The sequence below is a fragment of the Kitasatospora sp. NPDC059599 genome, from assembly GCF_042735125.1.
Lineage (GTDB): Bacteria > Actinomycetota > Actinomycetes > Streptomycetales > Streptomycetaceae > Kitasatospora.
Genome location: NZ_JBHWCL010000054.1, coordinates 14,244 through 34,462 on the forward strand (window position 1 = coordinate 14,244; position 20,219 = coordinate 34,462).

17 protein-coding genes are annotated in these 20,219 nt (G+C 74.1%); 9 read left to right on the forward strand and 8 right to left on the reverse strand.

The features are described from left to right. Window positions 1-387: 387 nt before the first annotated feature. Together ACFV04_RS20130 and ACFV04_RS20135 are read right to left on the reverse strand one after the other, a co-directional pair. Entirely contained in the window at window positions 388-1,437 is a 1,050-nt protein-coding gene (locus ACFV04_RS20130; RefSeq protein WP_380530735.1) for a trypsin-like serine peptidase, read from the reverse strand. A gap of 98 nt (window positions 1,438-1,535) precedes the next feature. Beyond that, the gene (locus tag ACFV04_RS20135; RefSeq protein WP_380530738.1) at window positions 1,536-2,657 is read right to left on the reverse strand and encodes a trypsin-like serine peptidase; all 1,122 of its coding nucleotides are present in this window, start codon (window positions 2,655-2,657) and stop codon (window positions 1,536-1,538) included. A 341-nt stretch (window positions 2,658-2,998) separates the two neighbouring features. Between ACFV04_RS20135 and ACFV04_RS20140 the strand changes: the two genes are divergently transcribed. Both ACFV04_RS20140 and ACFV04_RS20145 read left to right on the forward strand, forming a co-directional pair. After that, window positions 2,999-3,661 carry a DUF4097 family beta strand repeat-containing protein gene (locus ACFV04_RS20140; RefSeq protein WP_380530741.1) on the forward strand — a complete coding sequence of 221 codons (663 nt, stop codon included), beginning with the start codon at window positions 2,999-3,001 and terminating at the stop codon, window positions 3,659-3,661. A gap of 46 nt (window positions 3,662-3,707) precedes the next feature. Further along, a complete protein-coding gene (locus ACFV04_RS20145; RefSeq protein WP_380530744.1) occupies window positions 3,708-4,517 on the forward strand; it encodes an alpha/beta fold hydrolase in 810 nt (269 codons plus the stop codon). Window positions 4,518-4,552: 35 nt separating this feature from the next. Here the strand turns inward: ACFV04_RS20145 and ACFV04_RS20150 are convergent, their stop codons facing one another. After that, complete coding sequence (locus ACFV04_RS20150) at window positions 4,553-5,512, reverse strand: hypothetical protein (protein ID WP_380530747.1); 960 nt, start codon at window positions 5,510-5,512, stop codon at window positions 4,553-4,555. Window positions 5,513-5,673: 161 nt separating this feature from the next. Here ACFV04_RS20150 and ACFV04_RS20155 point away from each other — a divergent pair, with 161 nt between their 5' ends. The 3 genes from ACFV04_RS20155 to ACFV04_RS20165 all read left to right on the forward strand — a co-directional run bounded on the left by ACFV04_RS20155 (window position 5,674) and on the right by ACFV04_RS20165 (window position 8,546). Beyond that, window positions 5,674-6,300: a hypothetical protein gene (locus tag ACFV04_RS20155; protein WP_380530750.1), complete on the forward strand. Its 627-nt coding sequence runs from the start codon at window positions 5,674-5,676 to the stop codon at window positions 6,298-6,300. 218 nt (window positions 6,301-6,518) lie between these two features. Continuing rightward, the gene (locus tag ACFV04_RS20160; RefSeq protein WP_380530753.1) at window positions 6,519-7,733 is read left to right on the forward strand and encodes a serine hydrolase domain-containing protein; all 1,215 of its coding nucleotides are present in this window, start codon (window positions 6,519-6,521) and stop codon (window positions 7,731-7,733) included. 138 nt (window positions 7,734-7,871) lie between these two features. Next, entirely contained in the window at window positions 7,872-8,546 is a 675-nt protein-coding gene (locus ACFV04_RS20165; protein WP_380530756.1) for a GNAT family N-acetyltransferase, read from the forward strand. Between the two features lie 33 nt (window positions 8,547-8,579). On the opposite strand, the gene ACFV04_RS20170 is transcribed toward ACFV04_RS20165, so the two are convergent. The 4 genes from ACFV04_RS20170 to ACFV04_RS20185 form a co-directional block, all read right to left on the reverse strand. Next, window positions 8,580-9,314: an HAD family hydrolase gene (locus ACFV04_RS20170; RefSeq protein ID WP_380530759.1), complete on the reverse strand. Its 735-nt coding sequence runs from the start codon at window positions 9,312-9,314 to the stop codon at window positions 8,580-8,582. 149 nt (window positions 9,315-9,463) lie between these two features. Then, window positions 9,464-11,104 carry a phosphoglucomutase (alpha-D-glucose-1,6-bisphosphate-dependent) gene (gene pgm / locus ACFV04_RS20175; RefSeq protein WP_380530762.1) on the reverse strand — a complete coding sequence of 547 codons (1,641 nt, stop codon included), beginning with the start codon at window positions 11,102-11,104 and terminating at the stop codon, window positions 9,464-9,466. 56 nt (window positions 11,105-11,160) lie between these two features. Beyond that, the gene (locus tag ACFV04_RS20180; RefSeq protein WP_380530765.1) at window positions 11,161-12,495 is read right to left on the reverse strand and encodes an RNA-guided endonuclease InsQ/TnpB family protein; all 1,335 of its coding nucleotides are present in this window, start codon (window positions 12,493-12,495) and stop codon (window positions 11,161-11,163) included. 262 nt (window positions 12,496-12,757) lie between these two features. Continuing rightward, window positions 12,758-13,057, reverse strand: a complete 300-nt coding sequence (locus ACFV04_RS20185) for a YciI family protein (protein ID WP_380348820.1) — start codon at window positions 13,055-13,057, stop codon at window positions 12,758-12,760. 410 nt (window positions 13,058-13,467) lie between these two features. On the opposite strand from ACFV04_RS20185, the gene ACFV04_RS20190 reads away from it, so the two are divergent. Genes ACFV04_RS20190 through ACFV04_RS20205 form a run of 4 tightly spaced genes read left to right on the forward strand, consistent with a single transcriptional unit; the run spans window position 13,468 to window position 19,033 of the window. After that, complete coding sequence (locus tag ACFV04_RS20190) at window positions 13,468-14,622, forward strand: ThiF family adenylyltransferase (RefSeq protein ID WP_380348818.1); 1,155 nt, start codon at window positions 13,468-13,470, stop codon at window positions 14,620-14,622. Beyond that, a complete protein-coding gene (locus ACFV04_RS20195) occupies window positions 14,615-15,886 on the forward strand; it encodes an MFS transporter (protein ID WP_380530768.1) in 1,272 nt (423 codons plus the stop codon). The genes ACFV04_RS20190 and ACFV04_RS20195 overlap by 8 nt, the downstream gene beginning before the upstream one ends. Further along, complete coding sequence (locus tag ACFV04_RS20200) at window positions 15,879-17,873, forward strand: prolyl oligopeptidase family serine peptidase (RefSeq protein WP_380530771.1); 1,995 nt, start codon at window positions 15,879-15,881, stop codon at window positions 17,871-17,873. Before ACFV04_RS20195 ends, ACFV04_RS20200 begins: the two co-directional genes overlap by 8 nt. Continuing rightward, a complete protein-coding gene (locus ACFV04_RS20205; RefSeq protein WP_380530774.1) occupies window positions 17,870-19,033 on the forward strand; it encodes a CapA family protein in 1,164 nt (387 codons plus the stop codon). The genes ACFV04_RS20200 and ACFV04_RS20205 overlap by 4 nt, the downstream gene beginning before the upstream one ends. Here ACFV04_RS20205 and ACFV04_RS20210 read toward each other — a convergent pair. Further along, window positions 19,006-19,920, reverse strand: coding sequence for a BTAD domain-containing putative transcriptional regulator (locus ACFV04_RS20210; protein WP_380530776.1), 915 nt, complete (start codon window positions 19,918-19,920; stop codon window positions 19,006-19,008). The two genes, ACFV04_RS20205 and ACFV04_RS20210, sit on opposite strands and share 28 nt — an antisense overlap. Between the last annotated feature and the right edge of the window lie 299 nt (window positions 19,921-20,219).

Sequence of the window (20,219 nt, forward strand, 5' to 3'; positions counted from 1 at the left end):
CTAGCCGCAGGCCGAGCCGGAGGCCGGGCCAGGGGCCGAGCCCGGGGGCCAGGCCAGGGGCCGGGTCAGGATGCCGGGCCGGGGCCCGGGCCAGGGGGCCCGGGCCAGGGGGTCCGGGCCAGGGGGTCCGGGCCAGGGGCCGAGCCGGAGGCCTAGCCGCAGGCCGGGCCAGGGGCCGAGCCCGGGGCCGAGCCGGAGGCCTAGCCGCAGGCCGGGCCAGGGGCCGAGCCCGGGGGCCAGGCCAGGGGCCGGGTCAGGATGCCGGGCCGGGGCCCGGGCCAGGGGGTCCGGGCCAAGGGCCGAGCCGGAGGCCGAGCCAGGGGGCCAGGCCGGGGGGCCGAGCCGCAGGCCGGGCCCGGGGGCCAGGCCCGGGGGCCGGGCCCGGGGTCAGACCGGGCGGGTCTGCGCCCAGTCGTAGAGACGGTGGGCGCTGTCCCCCAGGCGGGTGGCGTAGAGCGTGCCGGCCGGGCCGCCCACGAGTTCGTCGGTGGTGGTGGTGACGCCGACGACGGTGCCGGTGCCGGTGCGGGGGTCGAACCGGGCGAGGTGGGGGCCGCCGCTCGCCCCGTGGCCCATGGTGCAGGGCTCGCCCCACAGCAGGGGGGCCTTGGGGCCGGGCCGGGCCGGTCCGGCGCAGTGGATCATGCGTGAGCCGGCGTAGAGGGCGGCGGCGTTGTTGAGCCGGTCCTTCGGGTACCCGAAGGTGTGGATGAACTCGCCCTCGGCGGGCTCGGTGAACGCGATCCGCTGGCTTCCCGTGACGTCCGCGATCCGCCGCCCCTCGGCGGAGGGGTTGGCCACGAGCACGGCCGCGTCGTGGCCGGCGACGGCGACGGCGTCGGAGGTGGTCGTGCCCGGGGCGGCGTCCCAGCGGGAGGAGGTGGCCATGGTCCTGATGCTGAAGCCGCCGAGCGGTTTCGTGCCGTTGCGGTAGCCGGGCACGAAGTACAGGTTGTGGCGCCACGTGTCGTCGGCGGTGGGGGCGCCGACGCCCCTGAGGCAGTGCGCGGCCGTGACGAGGGTGCTGCGGTTCGCGCTGGTGACGACCGTCGCGGTGCAGCTGCCGTCGTAGCCGTCGGAGAAGGTGAAGAAGAGCCGGCCGATGTTCCGGTCCGCCGCTCCGCCGTGCGTCCAGACGGCTCCGGGGTCCGGGGTGTTCGCGGGGAGCGGGCGCGGGTCGTCGGGCGTGTCGTCGTCCTCGGGCACGGGGGTGATCTCGGGGACCACGGCGCCGGCCAGCTTCATCCGGGTGGGGGTCCAGTAGGTGTCGATCCGGCTGCGTTCCTGTGCGGTGGTGGCGCCGGTGTGGGTGGTGACGGAGTCCTGCTCCGCGGCGAGGGCCGTGGCCGGCGCCAGCGCGGCGATGGTGGCCGCGGTCAGCAGGAGGGCTCCGGCGGCGGCGAGCTTGCGGGGGAGGGTGCGGTGTGTGGCGGGCATGGTCACCGTTCTCGTTCGGGTGCGGTGTGCTTGACGGTCCGTCGGCAGGGTCGGCGGGGCCGGTGCTTCAGGCGTGTTCGGCGGTCGGGGCCGGCGTTTCAGGCGTGTTCGGCGGCCCGGTACAGCGGCTTGGTGATCGCGGAGGTGAACTGCGGGCCGACCAGGTGCCGGGTGCAGGCGGTGTCGCCGCGGGGGCAGGCCCGGCCGGAGGCGTCGAGGAAGGCGCCCTGGGTGTCGTCGCCGACCACGGTGCCGATCCCGGAGGACGGGTCGAGGTCGGCGATGCGGGGGCCTCCGCTGGAGCCGCCGCCCATCACGCAGGGGGCGCCCCACTGGCCGCGGGGCTCCGGGTGCTCCGTGGTGCCGGGGTTCTCGCGGGCGGGCCCCGTGCAGTGGGCGAGCCTGGCCCCGGTGTATTCGGGCAGGCCCGCGCGGGCGGGATCGCCGGAGGCCTCGCGCGGGTAGCCGAACTCGTGGACCACCGCGCCGCCGGGGCGGTCGAAGCCGATGCGCTGGGCGGCGCCGACGACGTCCTGGACGCGCCGGCCCGCGGCGTCGGTGTTCAGGACCAGGAACGCCTGGTCGTACGCGTCGTACGCCAGGGCGTTCTGCTCGTCGTTGAGGAGCCAGGTGGCGTCGGCGACCCCGGCGCGGGCGACGAACGCGCCGTAGGGCGCGAGGCCGTCGTGGTAGCCCGGCACGAACATCTCGTTCGCCAGCCACTCGTTGTTGTCGCCCAGGAGGTCGGGGCTGTTGACGCAGTGCGCCGCCGTGACGACGGTGCTGCGGTTGGCGCTGTTCACGACGGTCGCGGTACAGCTCTCGTCCTCACCGTGGTTGGTGAAGAAGAGTCTGCCCACCGTCCTGCTCAGGGTGTCGGCGCCGGTCCACGGGGCGCCGTCGGGGCCGCTCCTGGGCGCGGCGCCGGAGGACGGCGTGGTCAGGGCGGCGATCCGCGCGGGGGTCCAGTAGTCCAGGACGGCCTGCTGCTGCGCGGCCGTGACCGCTTCCGGATGGACGATCACCCGGCTCGCGGCCGCCGTGGCCGTGTCCGGTGCGGCGGCCCCGGCCGGCGCGGCCGACGCCGGGCCTGCCGCCGCCGCGACGACCGTCAGGGCCCCTGTCAGAGCTCCGGTCAGAGCCGCCGTCAGGGCGGCTCGGGTGCGGGCTCGGGTGCTGGTGCTGGTGCTGGTGCTGGTGCGACCGTGTGTGGGTGGCATGTGTCGCACCGTAGGAGCCTCACGTCAGGGTCACGTCAGGAGTGGGTTTCGTCCTCCCCTCGAACACGTCAGGGTCCGGTAAAGAGCGTTTCATCCGTGTCTCGGTGCCGGCCGCGAGCGGGCCGCCCGGCGGTGGCCCCGGATCCGCACCGGAGCGTTCACCCTTCACCATTGCAATGAACGAAAGCAGGGTCGTTGCGTTATCCGCACGCCAGTTGCAACACTTTTCGGCACTTCACCTGCAGAGATGGAGATTTGACGCAACGAGCACGTTGTCAGCTTCAGAAAGGCAACGTAGCGTTTCCGTCATCAGAAAGAACGACCGAGCACCGGAGAACACCATGCAGACCTTCGCCACCGCCGCGCCGATCACCGCCGTCCTCGACATCCCCACCGGGCGCGTCCGGCTGATCGCCGCCGACCGCACCGACACCGTCGTCGAGGTCCGCCCCGCCGACCCCGCCAAGAACCGCGACGTGCGCAGCGCCGAGCAGACCACCGTCACCCACGCCGACGGCGTCCTGCGGATCCAGGCCCCCGAGAACGGCAAGGCCCTGCTCGGCGCCGGCTCCGTCGAGGTCACCGTCCGGCTGCCCGCCGGCTCCCGCGTCGAGGGCCGCGCCGCCGCCTGCGAACTGCGCGTCGTCGGCCGCCTCGGCGACCTCGCCTTCGACGGCGCCTACCGCCACACCAAGATCGACGAAGCCGCGAACGTGCACCTCACCGCCACCGACGGCGACATCGGGATCGGGCGCCTCACCGGCACCGCCGACCTCACCACCGCCCGCGGCGACATCCACGTCACCGAAGCCCACCACGGCACCCTCACCCTCACCACCCAATCCGGGAACATCACCGTCGGCGCCGCCACCGGCATCTCGGCCACCCTCGACGCCGGCACCACCCACGGCCGCACCCACAACACCCTGCGCAACGACGGCACCCCCACCCTCGACATCCGCGCCACCACCTCCCACGGCGACATCACCGCCCGCAGCCTCTGAACAGCCCGCACACTCCCCCGCCCCCCGCACGCAGGAAGGCACTCCCATGAGCACCGACGTCCAGCCGTCCGCCTGGAGCGGCATGGTCCCCGTCGACGACACCGCCCTCGCCGTCACCGACACCGGCGGCCCCGGCACCCCGGTGGTCTACCTCAACGGCCAGTTCGCCACCCAGGGCTACTGGCGGCGCGTCACCGCCGAACTCGGCCACGGCTACCGGCACATCACCTACGACGAGCGCGCCCGCGGCCGCAAGTCCCACCGCTCGGCCGACTACTCCTTCGAGGCCGCCGTCCGCGACGTCGACGCCGTCCTCGCCGCCCGGGGCGTGGAGCGGGCCCTGGTGGTCGGCTGGTCCTACGGGGCGTTCGTCGCCGCCCACTGGGCCTCCCGCAACCCCCGGCGCGCCCTGGGCGCCGTCCTGGTCGAGGGCGCCCAGCCCCACGACTGGCTCGACGACGCCATGGAGCAGCGCATCCGCAAGCAGTTCCGCCAGTGGGGCTGGTTCCTGCCGCTGCTGCGCCCCACCGGCCTGGCCCCGCGGATGAACGCCGACGAGCTGGCGCGGTGCAACATCGAGCTGGGCCGGGTCGCCCGCGAACGCGAACTGGCGCCCGTGCTGGATGCCATCAGCGTCCCGACCCGGTACGTGGTCGCCTCCGGGGCGTCCCTGGGCAGCCGCGGCGACGAGCAGGAACGCATCCGGGCGAGCCTGACGGCGGTGGCCGCCCGCAACCCGGCCATCGAGATCAGCGCGAAGGTGGCGAGCAACCACGGCACGATCCTGAAGAAGGACTTCCGCGCCGTCGCCGACGCCGTGCGCGAGGTCACCGCCGCCGGCACCGCGGGGAACTGACGGCGCGCGCACCACAGGGCCCTGCGGCCCGGCCGCTACTGGGGGTTGCCGTTGGCGGCCAGGCGGGTGCCCATCTCGGCGTGGGCGCGCCGCGAGTGCGGGTTGGCCGGGTCGTGGACGAGCCGCAGGTAGTCGTAGAGGACCTGGACGCACCGGTCCCGGGTGGGGTAGGAGACGTCGGCGGCCAGGCCGAGGCGGTCGGTGACCTCCATCAGCTTCCCGTCGGAGGCCGCGTACACCGGGTGCCAGACCAGGCGCACCGCCGGGTCGAGGGCCATGACCACGCGCAGCTGCGGGACCTCCTGCGCGATGAGGACGCTGTCGGGGTCGTAGGCCCGCAGGAAGATGTGGACGGGGCCGCGGGCGCGGCTCACGAAGGCCTTGGACAGGACGTTCCACATCGGCGTCTTGAGCAGCCAGTCCGGGGTGAGGACGAGTTTGTCGACCACGCCGCCGAAGGGGGTGGCCTCCAGCGGGGTGTGGCCCTTGCCGCGGGCGTAGTCGCTGACCTCCCGGCCGCCGGACCACAGGGCCAGTGTGGGGGTGTCGATCTCCAGGTAGTCGCCGACGACCTTGACCAGTTCCTGGTACCAGCTGTTCGAGGCGCGGTGGTCGCGCTGGTCCTGGCGTGCGGTGAAGGTCGCCATGGCCTCGTCGTTGAGCCGGCCCTGTTCGGCGATGCCGCCGAGGACGAGCTGCCAGGCGACGTCGGTGACGGCGTCGGGGAAGCCCGCCCGGGCCATCGCCTCGCGGAACGCGTCCCACTCGCCGTGCCCGGTCGGATCGGCGGCGTCGCGCCGCGCCTCCTGCCGGACGGCGGGGTCGCTCTGGCGCTGCAGCCGGCGGGTCACCGCCGCGTTGCCCACCGCCCTTTGCAGGGAGGCGAGTTCGGCGGGCCGCGCCCTCCCGGCGGCGGGCCGCTCGGCCGCCGGCTGGGCGCGCCGGGGCGACGCCGCCCCGGGCGCCGGCGCCCGGTCTGTCACGGTCCTGCGCACGCTCCCCCACCCCTCCGCACCACCGCCCGCCCGGCCCCGTCGCGGGCCCCGCCGCCCCCGAGCCTAGAGGGGCGCTCCCACGTCCCGCGAGGTCCGAAAGGGCAGCCCGGGGGCAGCGCCCGGTGCAGGCGCGGCGGACCGGGCCGGGCACAATCACCCTCATGGGAACCGACATCCGGGGATTCGTGGAGTGCCGTACCCGGGACGCGACCGGGGCGAAGGCCTGGACCTGCGCCGTCGAGCTGGACCTGCTCGGCGTCACCCGCGACTACCCGGCCTTCGCCTGCCTCTTCGGCGTGCGGGACCTCGGCGGGCACTGGCGGCCGGTCGGCGCCGGGCGGGGACTGCCCGCCGACGTGTCGGCGCGCGCCCGTGCCGCACACGCCTCCTGGGGCGCGGCCGCGTTCGGCGCCACCTGGCTCGACTGGACCGAGGTCCTGGCCGTCGACTGGGACGAACCGGCGCTGCCCCGCGCGACCACCATCGCCCGCTACCGCCGCCACCCGGACGGCACCCTGACCCTGCGCCACCGGGACGACTGGAGCCGGGGGTTCGCCCGGGCCAGCGGTGTCGACACCCGCGGCGTCGGCCCGGACCGCATCGGCGACCTGTGGGCCGAGGGCACCGAGTGGGACGTCGGCACCACCGTGTTCCGGGCCGAACGCGCGCGGCGCCGCGACGCCGTGCCCGCCGACGGCTCCTGGCGGCCGGTGTGGACCGTCATGGGCGCCCTCGCCGAGGTCCACGGCACCGGCGACGTCCGCCTGGTCGTGTGGTTCGAGGAGTGACATCCGAGGAGTGACACCCCCTCACCCCGGACCGGCGGCCCCCTCCCCGACCGGGCCGCGGGGCCCGGGCCGGGGGCCGGGGGCCGCGGGCCGCGGGCCCGGGCCGCCACCGAACGGGTGGACTCTGCGCCCCGCGCCCGCGACCCGGGCGTGCCCGGGGGCCGCGCCGGTGATGCTGCCGTGCGTCCGACCTCCCACCACCCGAGAGGCCCCCGCCCGTGCGACGCACCCACCACCGCAGACTCCTCGCCGCCACCCTGGCCGCGGCCGCCGTCCTGGCCCCGGTCACCGCGGCCCCCGCCGGCGCCGCCGGCCACCCCACCGGCAACCACCGCTTCGACACCCACGACAACGGGGACGACTGCCCGCCCGACGGCCTCGACCCCCAGCTGACCGCCCGCCTGGACACCGCCATCGCGGACGTCCGCCGCCAGGCCGCCATCCCCGGCGTCATCGTCGGCCTCTGGATGCCCGGCCGGGGCTGCTACGTCCGCGCCACCGGCGTCGCCGACACCACCACCGGCGCCCCGATGCGCACCGACGACTACGTGCGCATCGGCAGCGAGACCAAGACCTTCACCGTCACCGCCCTGCTCCAGCTCGTCGACGAGCACCGCATCGGCCTGGACGACCCGATCTCCGCCTACGTCGACGGCGTGCCGAACGGCGACTGCATCACCCTGCGCCAGCTCGCCGAGATGCGCAGCGGCCTGTTCCCGTACACCGCCGACCCCGGCTTCGTCCACGACCTGCTCAGCGACCCCCAGCGTTCCTTCACCCCCCGGCAGGACCTCGCCTACGCCTTCCGGCACGACAACACGTCCGAGCCGGGCACGACGTTCCAGTACTCCAACACCAACCTCGTGCTGCTGGGCCTGGTGGTCGAGAAGGTCACCGGCCGCCCGCTCGCCGAGGTGCTGGACGAGCGGGTGCTGCGCCCCTCCCGCCTGCACCACACCCTGCTCCCCCACGGCCCCGAGTTCCCCGCGCCGCACCCGCGCGGCTACACCGACCAGACGCTCAGCGGCGCCACCGCGGACGCCACCGACTGGAACCCCAGCTGGGCCTGGGCGGCCGGGGCGATGATCTCCGACCTGCAGGACCTGCGCCGCTGGGCGGAGAGCGTCGCCACCGGGCGGCTGCTCAGCCCCCACACCCAGGCGCAGCGGCTGACCACCCTGCCGACCGGGTTCCCGGACACGACGTACGGGCTGGGCATCCTGGAGACGGGCGGGTGGATCGGGCACAACGGCTCGATCCCGGGCTACGAGACGGTGACGGTCCACCTGCCGGCGCAGCGGGCCACGCTGGTCGTCGAGATCAACACCGATTCCACGGTCCGGGGCCAGGAGCCGTCGACGCTGCTGGCCCGGGCGATCACGCAGATCGTCACCCCGGACAACGTCTACGCCGGGGCGATCGCCACCCGGTAGCCGGGGGGCGCGGCGCCCCTGGTGGCGGCGCAGCGGCGGCGGGCGGGAGCCGGCGGGCGACGGCGCCCGGGCCGGGCTGCCGGGGCGCCGGCGGGAAACCCCGGTGCGCCGGGGGTGGCGCACCGGCACACTGGCCCGATGCTCATCGACCACTGGCCCCTGTTCGGGCTGCGCGTGACCTCTCCCCGCCTGGAGCTGCGGCTGCCCACCGGGGACGAACTGGCCGAGGTGGCCGACCTCGCCGCCCGCGGCATCCACCCGCCGCATACCCGTCCCTTCCTGTCCCCCTGGGGCGAGTTGCCGCCCGCCGAACGTGCCCGGCACGTGGTGCGGATGCACTGGCGGCGGCTGGGCCGCTGGACGCCGCAGGACTGGGCGCTGGAGCTGGTCGCCTTCCACGAGGGACGCCCGGTGGGCGTCCAGGACGTGCGGGCCGAGGAGTTCGGCGTGCGCCGCGAGGTCGTCTCGGGCTCCTGGGTCGGCCTGGAGCACCAGGGGGCGGGCTTCGGCACCGAGATGCGCGCGGCGATGCTGCACCTGCTGTTCGCCGAACTGGGCGGGCAGTGGGCCAGGTCGGTGTCCTTCACCGACAACGCGCCCTCCCTCGCGGTGTCCCGCAGGCTCGGTTACCGCGAGGACGGCGTCGACCGGGACGTTCTGGACGGCCGGGTCGTGGAGTCCGTGCGGCTGCGCCTGTCGCGGGAGGACTGGGCGCGGCACGCGACGGTCCCGGTCACCGTGAGCGGTCTGACGGACGGCTGCCGCGAGATGCTCGGCGCCACCCCCACGCCCACCTCCACGCCTACCGTCTGACGCCCGGCTCGGCGTCCGGCTCGGCGTCCGGTCTCAGGCCCCGTCCGTGGCGGCTTGCAGGGCGGCGGGCAGGGCGGTGAGGGAGTGCAGGACGCCGATGCCCTCGCCGGCCGGGGCGCCGGTGCCGGAGCGGTCGAGCCAGAAGGCGCGCAGGCCCGCGTCGTGGGCGCCGAGCGCGTCGACGTCGTACTTGTCCCCGACGTAGGCGACTTCGTGCGGGGCCAGGGCCAGGCGTGCGCAGCCGGCCAGGAAGATGCCCGGGGCGGGTTTGGCCTCGCCGTGTTCGTCGGAGCAGACCAGCACCGCGTCGGTGAAGTGGCCCAGCAGGCCGACGGCTTCGAGTTTGCGGCGCTGGTGGGCGGTGGAGGAGTTGGAGACGATCCCGAGCCGGTGGGTGGGCGCGAGGGCGGCCAGGACGGGCGCGGCGTCGGGGAAGGCGGCCCGGGCCGCGTCGCGGTGGGCCGTGTACCCGGCGAACCAGGCGGCGGCCCGCTCGTCCGGCAGGTGCCGGGCGCCGTCGTCGCCGAGGCGGGTGAGGAACCGGCGGGTGCGTTCGTGCTGCTGGCCGGTGAAGGTCAGCTCACCGGCCAGGAAGCGCGCGTACTGCTCCTCCATGACGGCCCGCCACAGTGCCACCGCCGCGGCGGGTGCGGGGAAGCGGTCCAGCAGGCGCAGGTCCCGCAGGTGGGCGAGGATGCCGGCTTCTTCCGAGCCCGAGTAGTCGAACAGGGTGTCGTCGACGTCGAAGAGCACGCCTCTGATCGGCACGGTCCGCTCCCTCCCGTTGGTGCTGCGGCGCCGGTGTGCCGGCGGCCGTGGGGACCCTACGCGACCGGCGGCCGGGCGGGCGTCGAGCCGGCCGGGCGGGCGGGCGGGTGCCGGTACGGCCGCGGGTGCGGCCGTACCGGCGGGCGGGTTCAGCCGCCGAGGACCTCGTTGACCAGGGCGCGGGCCTCGTCCTGGACGCGGGTGAGGTGGTCGGGGCCGTGGAAGGACTCGGCGTAGATCTTGTAGACGTCCTCGGTGCCGGAGGGGCGGGCGGCGAACCAGGCGTTGTCGGTGCAGACCTTGATGCCGCCGATCGGGGCGCCGTTGCCGGGGGCGTGGGAGAGGACGGCGGTGATCTTCTCGCCGGCGAGTTCGCCGGCGCCGACCCGCTCGGGGGACAGGCGGGCCAGGCGGGCCTTCTGCTCGCGGTCGGCGGGGGCGTCGACGCGGGCGTAGGCGGGGGCGCCGTGGCGCTCGGTCAGTTCGCGGTAGCGGGCGCTGGGGGTGGCGCCGGTGACGGCGGTGATCTCGGAGGCGAGCAGGGCCAGCAGGATGCCGTCCTTGTCGGTGGTCCACACCCCGCCGTCGCGGCGCAGGAAGGAGGCGCCGGCGCTCTCCTCGCCGCCGAAGCCGATCGAGCCCTCCAGCAGGCCGTCGACGAACCACTTGAAGCCGACCGGGACCTCGACCAGGGTGCGGCCCAGGTCGGCGGCGACGCGGTCGAGCATCGAGGAGGAGACCAGGGTCTTGCCGACGCCGGCGTCGGCGGGCCAGTCGGCGCGGTGGCGGTAGAGGTAGTCGACGGCCACCGCGAGGTAGTGGTTGGGGTTCATCAGCCCGCCGTCGGGGGTGACGATGCCGTGCCGGTCGGCGTCGGCGTCGTTGCCGGTGGCGATGGCGTAGTCGGCGCGGCGGGTGATGAGGGAGGCCATCGCGGACGGCGAGGAGCAGTCCATGCGGATCCTGCCGTCCCAGTCCAGGGTCATGAACCGCCAGGTCGGGTCGGTCAGCGGGTTGACGACCGTCAGGTCCAGGCGGTGGGTGTCGGCGATGCGCGCCCAGTAGTCCACCGACGCGCCGCCCAGCGGGTCCGCGCCGATGCGCAGGCCCGCCGCGCGCACCGCGTCCAGGTCCAGGACGGAGGGCAGGTCCTCGACGTAGGCGGTGAGGTAGTCGTGGCGGGCGGTGGTGGCCGCGGCCAGCGCCCGCGCGTACGGGACCCTCCTGATGCCGCGCAGGCCCTCGCGGATCAGTTCGTTGGCGCGGTCCTGGATCCACCCGGTGGCCTGTGAGCCGGCCGGGCCGCCGCTGGGCGGGTTGTACTTGAAGCCGCCGTCGCGCGGCGGGTTGTGCGAGGGGGTGACGACGATGCCGTCGGCCAGCGCGCGGGGGCTGCGCCGGTTGTGGGCGAGGATCGCGTGCGAGACCGCCGGGGTGGGGGTGTAGCCGTCGGCGGCGTCGATCAGCACGTGCACGCCGTTGGCGGCCAGCACCTCCAGGGCGGTGACCTTCGCCGGTTCGGACAGGGCGTGGGTGTCCGCGCCCAGGAACAGCGGCCCGCCGACGCCCTGTTCGGCGCGGTACTCGCAGATCGCCTGCGTGGTCGCGGCGATGTGGTCCTCGTTGAACGCCGCGTCCAGCGACGAGCCCCGGTGCCCCGAGGTCCCGAACGCCACCCGCTGCCCGGGCTCCTGCGGGTCCGGGTGCAGCGCGTAGTAGGCCGTCACCAGCCGCGCCACGTCCACCAGGTCACCGGCCTGCGCCGGCTGCCCTGCCCGTGCGTGTGCCATCCGTCTTCTCCCGCCACTTCCGACTTGTGTTCCCGGTACGCGTCCTGCCCCCGTGCTCACCGATCGTGACGATTCTCGCACCCGGGCGGGGCGATTCCCTCCGGCCACCCGTGGGTGGCCAGTCGGGCTTCACGCGTTCGCCGCCGGGTCCGGGCCGGGACTCGCGCCGTGGTGGCGCTGCGCGTGCTGTTGGTGACCGAGCCGCCCGTCCGGCGGGCTCGGGCCTCGATCTCGACCGAGGCGTTGTGGTCGGCGTCGTCCTCCCAGCCGCAGTGGACGCATCGGAAAACGCGTCCGCAGCCGGGGCGGCTCGCGGGGTCGACCGTGCCGCATGCGGGGTTGCCGCATGTCTGGGAGGTGTGGAACGCCGGTACCGGGATGAGCCGGGAACCGTACAGGCGGCACTTGTAGTCCAGTTGACGCCTGCGCTCTCCGGGCGCGTTGTCCAGGATCGACCGGTTGAGCCCGGCCTTCACCGAGACGTTCCTCCCGGGGGCCGCCGTGGTGCCCTTGGCGCTTGCGGTCAGGTTCTTCACACGCAGGTCCTCGATGCCGACGAAGCCGTGGTTTTGGGCGAGGTCGGTGGTGAGTTTGTGCGTGAAGTCCGCGCGACGGTTGGCCTGCCGGGCCTTGAGCTTGGCGATCCCAGCCATGGTGCGACGCAACCGGTTGGAGTACCGGCCTCCGTTGTGCTTCCTGGCGTGGGTGAGCTGTCGGGCCTTCTTCCGTTCCAGGTGCTTGAGGCGGGCCCGCTCGGCCCGGGTGAGGGTGGGAGGCATGAGGCGGGGTGCGGTCTCGCTGGAGACGAACGCCGAGGCCGCCACCCCGAAGTCCACGCCGCAGCCTGGCTTGCCGTTCGGCGCGTCCGGTTCACGGCCGGTTGCCACGCCGAAGGAGATGTGCAGGCCGGTCCCGTCCCGGGACACGGTGGCGTTGCGGATCGTGCCCCCGAGAGCGCGGGAGAGCCGGAAGCGGACCCATCCGAGTTTCGGAAGCTTGACCTCGGCCCAACGCCGGTTCAGCTTGCGAACAGCGATGTCCTGCCCTTTGAACGGGATACCCATCCGGTGTCCGCGCCTCTTGCGCACGGGGAATCCGGCCGGGTGGCCGGGGTTCCAGAAGTTCAGGTAGGCAGCGTCCAGGTTCGCCAGCACACGCTGGCCGCATCCGGCCGGCAGGTCGGCCATCCAGTCCATTTCGGCGCGAGCGACGGTGAGTTGTCGGCACTGTGCGGATCCCATGAGGGTGATCCCGCGCTGGCGGTAGAGGTAGCGGCGCTGTTCCAAGGCGACGTTCCACAGGGCGCGGCAGGTGTGCCCCCACCGCGCCAGGGTCTCCTCCTGGTCCGCGGTGGGATACAGCCGGTAGCGGCGTCCCGTGTCAGCCTTCACGGGTCCACCCTCGGCGGGCTCGTCACGGCGGTCAATCAGAAGATCGGAACTGATGGACACTGCCCGCTCCGCCGCACCCCGTGCGGGCTTCATGACGAGGTGCCTGCATGAAGTGTTCACCGGGGCGATCGGCGCGACGGAGTCCGTCGTGGCCCTGGCGACGGAGCGGACCCGGGCGCGCGGCCGGCACCGTTCACTCCCACCGGTGCCCGCCCGGGGCGGCGTCGAGGTTTCCCCCGGTCCCTCCCAGGACCTTCCCCGTTCAGCCCGGCAGCCGCTGGCGGTAGGCGTCCAGGACGGGCGCGGTGGTGGTCGCCAGGAACTCGGTGACCCGGTACGCGCACAGTCCGGCGACCACGAACGGGTCGGTGGCCACCAGTGCCTCGATCGCGGCCCGGTCCTGCCCGGCCGCCAGGATCACCCCGCCCTCGCGCGGCACCTTGCGCCCGGAGGCGAGGAAGGTGCCCGCCGCGTAGTGCGTCTGCAGCCATGCGACGTGCTGCGCGAGCGCGGCGTCGATCTGCTCCAGCGGGGCGGTGTAGCTCAGCTCAAGTACGAACATGCGTCCAGGCTAGGCCCGTTCGGGCAGGGGCCTGCGGCGGGGGTGGGCGGGCGCGGATGCGAACCGCCGCAGCCGAAGCGGGGCCCCGTTTCCGGGTGACCCCGCCGAGGGGTGTCAGCGGCGTGTCAGGGATGAGTCAGGACGCTTTGGCAGGCTTCGGGGTGGCAGGACCTCAGGGCTCTGCCGGGACCGAATCCCACGCCCGTAGGCAGAGACGAGGTGATCCGTATGAAGATCCGCAAGGTTGCCGTCGCCAAGGCCGGCTCCTCGCCGCGCTGAATCCGGCAGGGGCTCTGAAGAACACCCTGCCGGGGGCCCATCCGCGCGAATCGGATGGGCCCCTTCGCACCGGCGACGGATGCCGTCCGGCGCCGGCAGTCGTACTCGACGACGATACCGAGGACTTCACCATGAGCGACTCCGCGCTGCCCGCGCTGCCGAAGGTCCGGCCGATCTATGACGTGATGTACCTGGAGGGCCGGATCCGGATGGGTTCCGGTCCTGCGTACGCCAGCGAGATCGAGGACCCGGACGGCCGCTGGGCCACGCTGGTCAGGTTGCTCGACGGCAGCAGGAGCATCGCCCGGCTGCAACGCGAACTCGACGGCAGGCTCAGCGCGGACGAGGTGATCGAGGGAGTCGGGACCCTCCATGAGGCGGGCTTCCTGGAGGACGGGGGTACCACCCCGCCGCAGGAGCTCACGGCCGACGACCTGCGCCGGTACGCACCGAACCTGAACTTCTTCCGTACCCGCGCGTCCGCGAGCGAGGACTTCCACGCCCCGCAGGTCGTGCTGAAGAACACCCGGGTGCTGGTGCTGGGCATGGGCGGTATCGGCACCAATGTCTGCATGGCGCTGGCCGAGCTCGGCATCGGCAGCATCACCGGCCTGGACTTCGACCGGGTCGAGCTGAGCAACCTCAACCGGCAGGTCCTGTACTCCACCCCGGCGGTGGGCAGGCCGAAGGTGGACGTGGCCGCGGAGCGGATGGCGCGGTTCAACCCCGACATCGAGTTCGACGCGGTCGAACGGCGACTCACCTCGCTGTCCGATGTGGAGGCCGTCATCGACGCCGCGGCCCCGGACTTCGTCTTCTGCCTGGCCGACAAGCCGAACGGATGGATCGACTTCTGGGTCAACGAAGCCTGCGTGAAGCGTCGGATCCCTTACACCGCCGGCAGCATCAGCGCCCACCTCGGCACGGCCTACAGCGTGGTGCCGGGCCAGGGCCCCTGCTACCGGTGCATCGTCGACGGGGAAACCGCCGAGCACGCCGAGTTCGCCGAGATCCTGGAGTACGTGCGGATCCACGACCTCGACTCCAGCAACGGCGCACTCGGGCCGGCCTGCATGTTCCTCGGCTACTTCCTCTCCTACGAGCTGCTGCGCGAGCGCCTCGGGCTCGGGCCGGTGCTCGCCTCGGGAAAGCTCCTCGAAATCGACTTCGTGACGTTCCAGCAGCAGTGGCACACCACCGTGCGCCGCCCGGACTGCCCGGTGTGCACGACCGCGGTCCCGGCGACCCCCGCCCCGCCGGAGCCCCTGGACGAGCACCGTGGCTGAGCCGGCCCCCGGCCCGCGGTCGGCGGCCCCCCTCCTGCGCAACCGGCCCTACCAGGCGATGTTCTGGTCGCAGACCTGCACCGACCTCGCCGAACAGTTCCTGATCGTGTCGATCGCCTGGGCCGCCCTGCACACTTTCGGCGGCGGCCGCCTGGGTCTGGTCCTGGCCGCCTGGGCGATCCCGCGCGGACTGCTCCTGCTCTTCGGCGGTGTCCTGGCCGATCGCAAGGACCGCCGCACGGTCGGGATTGCGGTCGGGGCACTGCTGTGCCTGCTGAACCTGGCCGCCGCCGCCATCACCCACCGCAGCGAGCTGTGGGCCTGGCTCGCCCTGGCCGTCTGCCTGGGGGTCCTGGACGCGGTCCGGCTTCCCATCGGGTCCTCGATGCTGCCGCTGCTCGTCGACAGGGAGCGCCTGGTGCAGGCGAACCGCTGGGTCAGCCTGCGCGAGTGGGGCGCGATGACGGGCGGACCCGCGCTGGGCGGCGCCCTGGTCGCCCTGCTGGGCAGCGGCGGCACGCTGGTGACCGCGGCGGGCATGTACGCCCTGAGCAGTGTCCTGCTGACGTTGCTGCCGCCGCTGGGCCGGGGCCAGGAGGCCCGCAAACCGGTCCTCGCGGACCTGTCCGGCGGTCTCGCCTTCGTGCTGCGCCACCGTCGGCTGCGGGTCCTGCTCCCGACGTTCGCGATGGCCAACCTGTTCGTCCTGGGGCTGATCGGGGTGGGCATCCCGCTCTTCGCCAAGGAGGTCGTGAAGGCGGGCCCGCAGGGGCTGGGCATCCTCTCCGGTGCGTTCGGCGCCGGCCTGGTGCTCGGCACTCTGCTCTGCCACCGGCTGCCCACGCGGTGGCAGCAGTCCCAGCGGGTCATCTTCGGCCTGTTCATGGTGAGCGACGGCCTGCTGGCCGTGGTGGGGATCGCTCCGAACCTGCCGCTCGCCGCAGTGGCGTACGCCGCCGGCGGACTGGCCGCAGGACCCGCCGCCACGTACTACCGCACGCTGCTCCAGGCCCTCCCGCCCGAGGAGTACCTGGGACGGGTCAACAGCATCGCCCGTGCGACCTCCTTCGGGCTCGAACCGGCGTCGACCGCGGGTGTCGGTGCGCTCTCCGCCCGGCTCTCCGCGGCGACCCTGCTCATCGTCGGCGGCTGCGCCGCGGCCGTGGTGGACCTGACCGGGCTGGTGCTCAGCAGCCGCAGGACACCGGCCGGGGCCGACGCCGGCAGCGAACCCCTGGTCTGCGCAGGTGCCCAGGATGGATGAGAACGAGGCCCTGGCCGAGGAGGCGGCGCGCTGGGAGGCGTACGCCGAGCCGCTGGGCCGGCTGTGCGCGCTGCTGTGCGAGGAGTTCGCCCGGCAGACCCCGAACGCGACTGCGCTCCCGCTGGCGATCCACCGGTGCACGACCGGCACGTTCGCGCTCGTCCTCACGCCCGGGCAGTCGCAGCCCCGGCTCCTGGAGTACGTCGAGGGCGCCCCGGCCCCGGGCCGCTGCATCGTCGACTTCGCCCGGGAGGCCGGGCCCGCGGCCGCGGGCGGCACGGCGGAGTTCATCCTCGGCGACGTGGTCCTCGACCCCCGGGGCCGGTATCTCGCGTACACCGTCGACACCAGCGGCGCCGACACCTTCGAGGTGCGCCTGCGGACCCTGCCGGCAGGAGAGTCGGTGACCGTGGCCGAGTCGGCGGCGCCGTCCCTCGCCTGGGACAGCGGGCCGGACCGCGTCGTCCACCTCCGGGTCGACGGGCAGCTGCGCCCGGTCGAACTGCGCGCCACCGATCCGCGCAGCGGCGACACGGTCCGCCTCGCCGCGCTGGCACCCGGCGGTGACTACGTCGAGCTGGCCACGAGTTCGGACGGCACCGAGGTGCTGGCCGCGATCGAGCAGCATTCCCGCCGCAGCATGTGGGTGCTGGACCGCGCGACGGGAGGACTGTCCCCGCTGCGCGAGCCCCGCCCGGGAGAGCGGGTGTACGCCGACGTCCGCCAGGGCCGCTGCGTGATGGCGGTGTCCGGCGCCGCGGACGGGGATGCCGTCCTGCTCGCCGCATCGCTCGATGACCTGCCGGTGCCGGACGAATCGTGGGCGGTGGTGTGCCGGGCGTCCGACGGTGCGACGTTCGAGGACGTCGCCCTCGATGGGGACCGTGTCCTCGTGCTGGAGCGGCGCGCGGGCCGGCGGCTGCTGCGCTGCCCGCTGCCCGGGGTTCGGGGAGCGCAGGAGTGCGTCGGCTTCACGGCGGACCGCGGGCCCCGGGACGGCGGTTCCCCGGCATCCGGCATCCGGTTCGTGGCCGGGCTGCGCCCGGCCGGGGCCCCGCTGGAGCTGGTGCGTTCCTGCTGGGACCAGGAGGCACGGTGGTACCGGCTGGCCACGGGCGCGACGGTCGCCCGCCCCTTTCCGGGCGCCGGCCCGGCGGCCGCCGCCGCCGTGACCGGCGGACCGGGCATCACCGTGCTCGAAACGGCCGTGGCCTCGGCGGACGGCGTGCTCGTACCGCTCACCGTCCTGCGACCTGCCGCAGCCGTGGGCCCGCTGCCCACCGTGCTGTACGCCTACGGGTCGTACGGCATCCCGGTCGACCCCGACTACTCGCTGTTCCGGCCCTCGCTGTTCCGGCGGGGTGTCAGTTTCGCCATCGCCCATGTGCGCGGCGGCGGCGAACTGGGCCCCGCGTGGCACGAAGCCGGGCGCGGCGCGGGCAAGCTGAGCGCCGTGCAGGACTACCTCGGGTGCGCTCGGCACCTGATCGCGCAGGGCCTGACGGCACCGGGGTCGCTTGCGGCACGCGCCCGCAGCGCCGGCGCCGCGCTGGTCGGCGCCGCGGTCAACCAGGAGCCCGGCCTGTTCGCCGCCGCCGTCCTGGAGGTCCCCTTCGTCGACTGCCTGCAGACCCTGCTGCGCGCCGACGATCCGCTGACGGAGCTGGAATGGGACGAGTGGGGCAACCCTCTCGCCGACCCGCGGGCCAGGGCCGTCCTGGCCGCGCTCGCACCGGTGGACAACGTCCGGCCGGCCGCGTACCCGGCCATGCTGCTGACCGGCGGCCTCTCGGACACCCGGGTCGCGGTCGCCGAACCGCTGCGTCTGGCCTCGGCCGTGCGGACGGCGAGCACGGCCGGGCGTCCGGTGCTGGTGCGTGTCAACGGTGTCGGCCACCTGGGGCATTCCGAGGTGGCCGAGGACTGGCAGGACGAAGCGGCCGTCCTGGCCTTCGTCCTGACCGAACTCGGGAAGGACGACGCGTGATCCGCATCCTGTCCGTCGGTGACGTCTTCGTGGACCGGCCCGAGCCCGCGGCGGGATTCGCCCTGCTGGCCGGGCTGCTGGCCACCGGGGACATCGTCTTCGGGAACTGCGAAGGCGCCCACTCGCGGTCGGCGGACCGGGCCCCGCAGGCCAAGGGGCCTCAGGTGTCCGCGCCGGGAAACGCCGAAGCCCTGCGCGCGCTCGGGTTCGACGTGATGTCCCTGGCGAACAACCACAGCGTCGACGGCGGGCACGAAGGCCTGCGGCAGACCGTCGCCGCACTGCGCCGGCACGGGATCGAGGCGGTGGGAGCGGGAGAGAACCTCGGGGAGGCGTTCGAGGCCCGCCTGCTCACCCGGAATTCGCTCACCGTCGCCTTCGTCGCGCTCTCCACGGTCTTCCCGGCCGGGTACGAGGCGCGCGCGGGAGTACCGGGCATCGCCGCCCTGCGAGCCCACACCTTCTACGTCAACCCGGACCCCTCGTGCTGGAACCCCGGCGCCGCCCCGCAGATCGTCACCGCCGTCGACGAGGACGACTGCGGCACGGTCGAGGAAGCGGTGCGCAGCGCCGCCGCCAGGGCGGACGTGACCGTGGTGGGCGTGCACTGGGGCGATCCGTTCCGCCCCTTCGCGCTCACCGACTGCGAGCCCCAGGTCGCCCGGCTGCTCGTGGACGCCGGAGCCGACGTCGTCCTGGGACACCATCAGCACCTGCTGCGCGGCGCCGCGTTCCTCGACGGCGCTCCCGTCTTCTACGGGCTCGGGAACATCGCCTGCGATCTGCCCGCCCTCGCCGCGGACCTGCTCCGGGAGACCCCCGACGCCCCGTACGACGACGAGGACGCGTGCCTGCGGACCTACGGCGAGTACGGGATCTACCCCCGTGCGGGCTACCCGTTGCTGCCCTTCCACCCCGACGCCAGGCGGACGGTGGTGGCACGCGTCGACGTCGACGGGACGGGGGTGCTCGACTGCGGGCTGTACCCGTGCCGCATAGAGCCGGACGGGGCCGTGCGGCCGCTGCGCGTCGCGGACCCCCGGCACGGGGAGGACCTCGCCTACCTGCGTACCTGTCTGGCCCATGTGCCCGGGCCCGCGGAGCTGGAGCCGACCGAGTCCGACGGCTTCGCCTACTGGCGGCTGGTCCCCGGGGGCTGACTCCGGGGCGCGGTGCGGGCCTTGCACGGATCCTGACGCAGCGGCGTCGACGTCCCGGCCCGTCTGTCGTCGCCCGAACCGGTCGGCAGGCCGGGGCTTCGCTGCGGCAGGGGCGGTGCGGACCATCGCGGCCGCTGCAGGGCGGGAGCGTGGTCCAGGATGGCCTGTTCGAGGGCGCACAGCCGCGGGGACGGGTCGAGCCCGAGCTCGTCCGCGAGCCGGGACCGGAGGCTGCGGAACGCGTCGAGCGCCTCCACCTGGGACCCGCTGCGGTAGAGCGCGAGCATGTAGTGCTCGCAGAAGTCCTCGCGCAGGGTGTACTGGCTGTGGACCGCCTGGATGTCCGCCAGCACCGCGGCATGGCGGCCCCGTTCGAGTTCGATGTCGAACAGGGTCGCCAGTCCGCGCAGCCGGTAGGCCTCGTAGCGTTCTCCGGCGGCCCGCAGCAGGTCGCGGCCGGTGCTGTCGGCGAGGGGTCCCTGCCACAGTGCCAGACTCGCCCGGACCTGCCGGAGCGCGGCGTCCGGATCGTCGAAACGCAGCCGCGCCGCCCGGTCGATCCCGTTGGCGAAGACGGCGGTGTCCAGTTCGATCCCGTCGAGGTCGAATCGGTAGCCCTGCGGATGTCCCTGCACGCGGCCCGCTCCCCGGCCCGGCTCGATCGTGGCGAGGTGTCGGCGGATCCGGCTGATATGGGCCTGGAGGGCGTTTTCGGCGTTGCCGGGAGCCTTCCCGCCCCAGAGCTCCTCGATGAGGACGTCGTGCAGGACCGGCCGCCCCTCGCTCACCAGCAGGATCTGGAACAGCAGCCGCCGGTATTCGCCCGTGATGTCGACGAAGCCGGCGGCGGTCTCGACCCCGACCCGGCCGAGCGCGCAGTACCTCACCGGGCCGTCCCCGTGGGGCGGGGGGTCGGGAGAGCCCGGGTCGGGCGGTAACGCACCGAGAACCCGCAACCCACCACGTATGCGCACACGTTGTCCCTTCTCCGAAGGCCAGAGACGATGAAGGAGCATGCCGCGAACGGTAGTTGCCGAATGATCTGCACCCGGGAAGCCGCGTCCTCGCGGTTCCGGTGCGGTATGGAATGTCAACTCCCGTGCGCGGCACCAGGGTTGCCCACAGGAGGAAGAGGCACTGCGCTGCGCGTGCGGGGCCGGAAGGCGGCCGCGGGACGGGCGCACGG

What these genes read in the sequence shown, in the direction of transcription:
- ACFV04_RS20130 (WP_380530735.1), bottom strand. Translation starts at nt 1,437, where the DNA reads ATGCCCGCCACACACCGCACCCTCCCCCGCAAGCTCGCCGCCGCCGGA.
- ACFV04_RS20135 (WP_380530738.1), bottom strand. Translation starts at nt 2,657, where the DNA reads ATGCCACCCACACACGGTCGCACCAGCACCAGCACCAGCACCAGCACC.
- ACFV04_RS20140 (WP_380530741.1), top strand. Translation starts at nt 2,999, where the DNA reads ATGCAGACCTTCGCCACCGCCGCGCCGATCACCGCCGTCCTCGACATC.
- ACFV04_RS20145 (WP_380530744.1), top strand. Translation starts at nt 3,708, where the DNA reads ATGAGCACCGACGTCCAGCCGTCCGCCTGGAGCGGCATGGTCCCCGTC.
- ACFV04_RS20155 (WP_380530750.1), top strand. Translation starts at nt 5,674, where the DNA reads ATGGGAACCGACATCCGGGGATTCGTGGAGTGCCGTACCCGGGACGCG.
- ACFV04_RS20165 (WP_380530756.1), top strand. Translation starts at nt 7,872, where the DNA reads ATGCTCATCGACCACTGGCCCCTGTTCGGGCTGCGCGTGACCTCTCCC.
- pgm (WP_380530762.1), bottom strand. Translation starts at nt 11,104, where the DNA reads ATGGCACACGCACGGGCAGGGCAGCCGGCGCAGGCCGGTGACCTGGTG.
- ACFV04_RS20185 (WP_380348820.1), bottom strand. Translation starts at nt 13,057, where the DNA reads ATGTTCGTACTTGAGCTGAGCTACACCGCCCCGCTGGAGCAGATCGAC.
- ACFV04_RS20190 (WP_380348818.1), top strand. Translation starts at nt 13,468, where the DNA reads ATGAGCGACTCCGCGCTGCCCGCGCTGCCGAAGGTCCGGCCGATCTAT.
- ACFV04_RS20200 (WP_380530771.1), top strand. Translation starts at nt 15,879, where the DNA reads ATGGATGAGAACGAGGCCCTGGCCGAGGAGGCGGCGCGCTGGGAGGCG.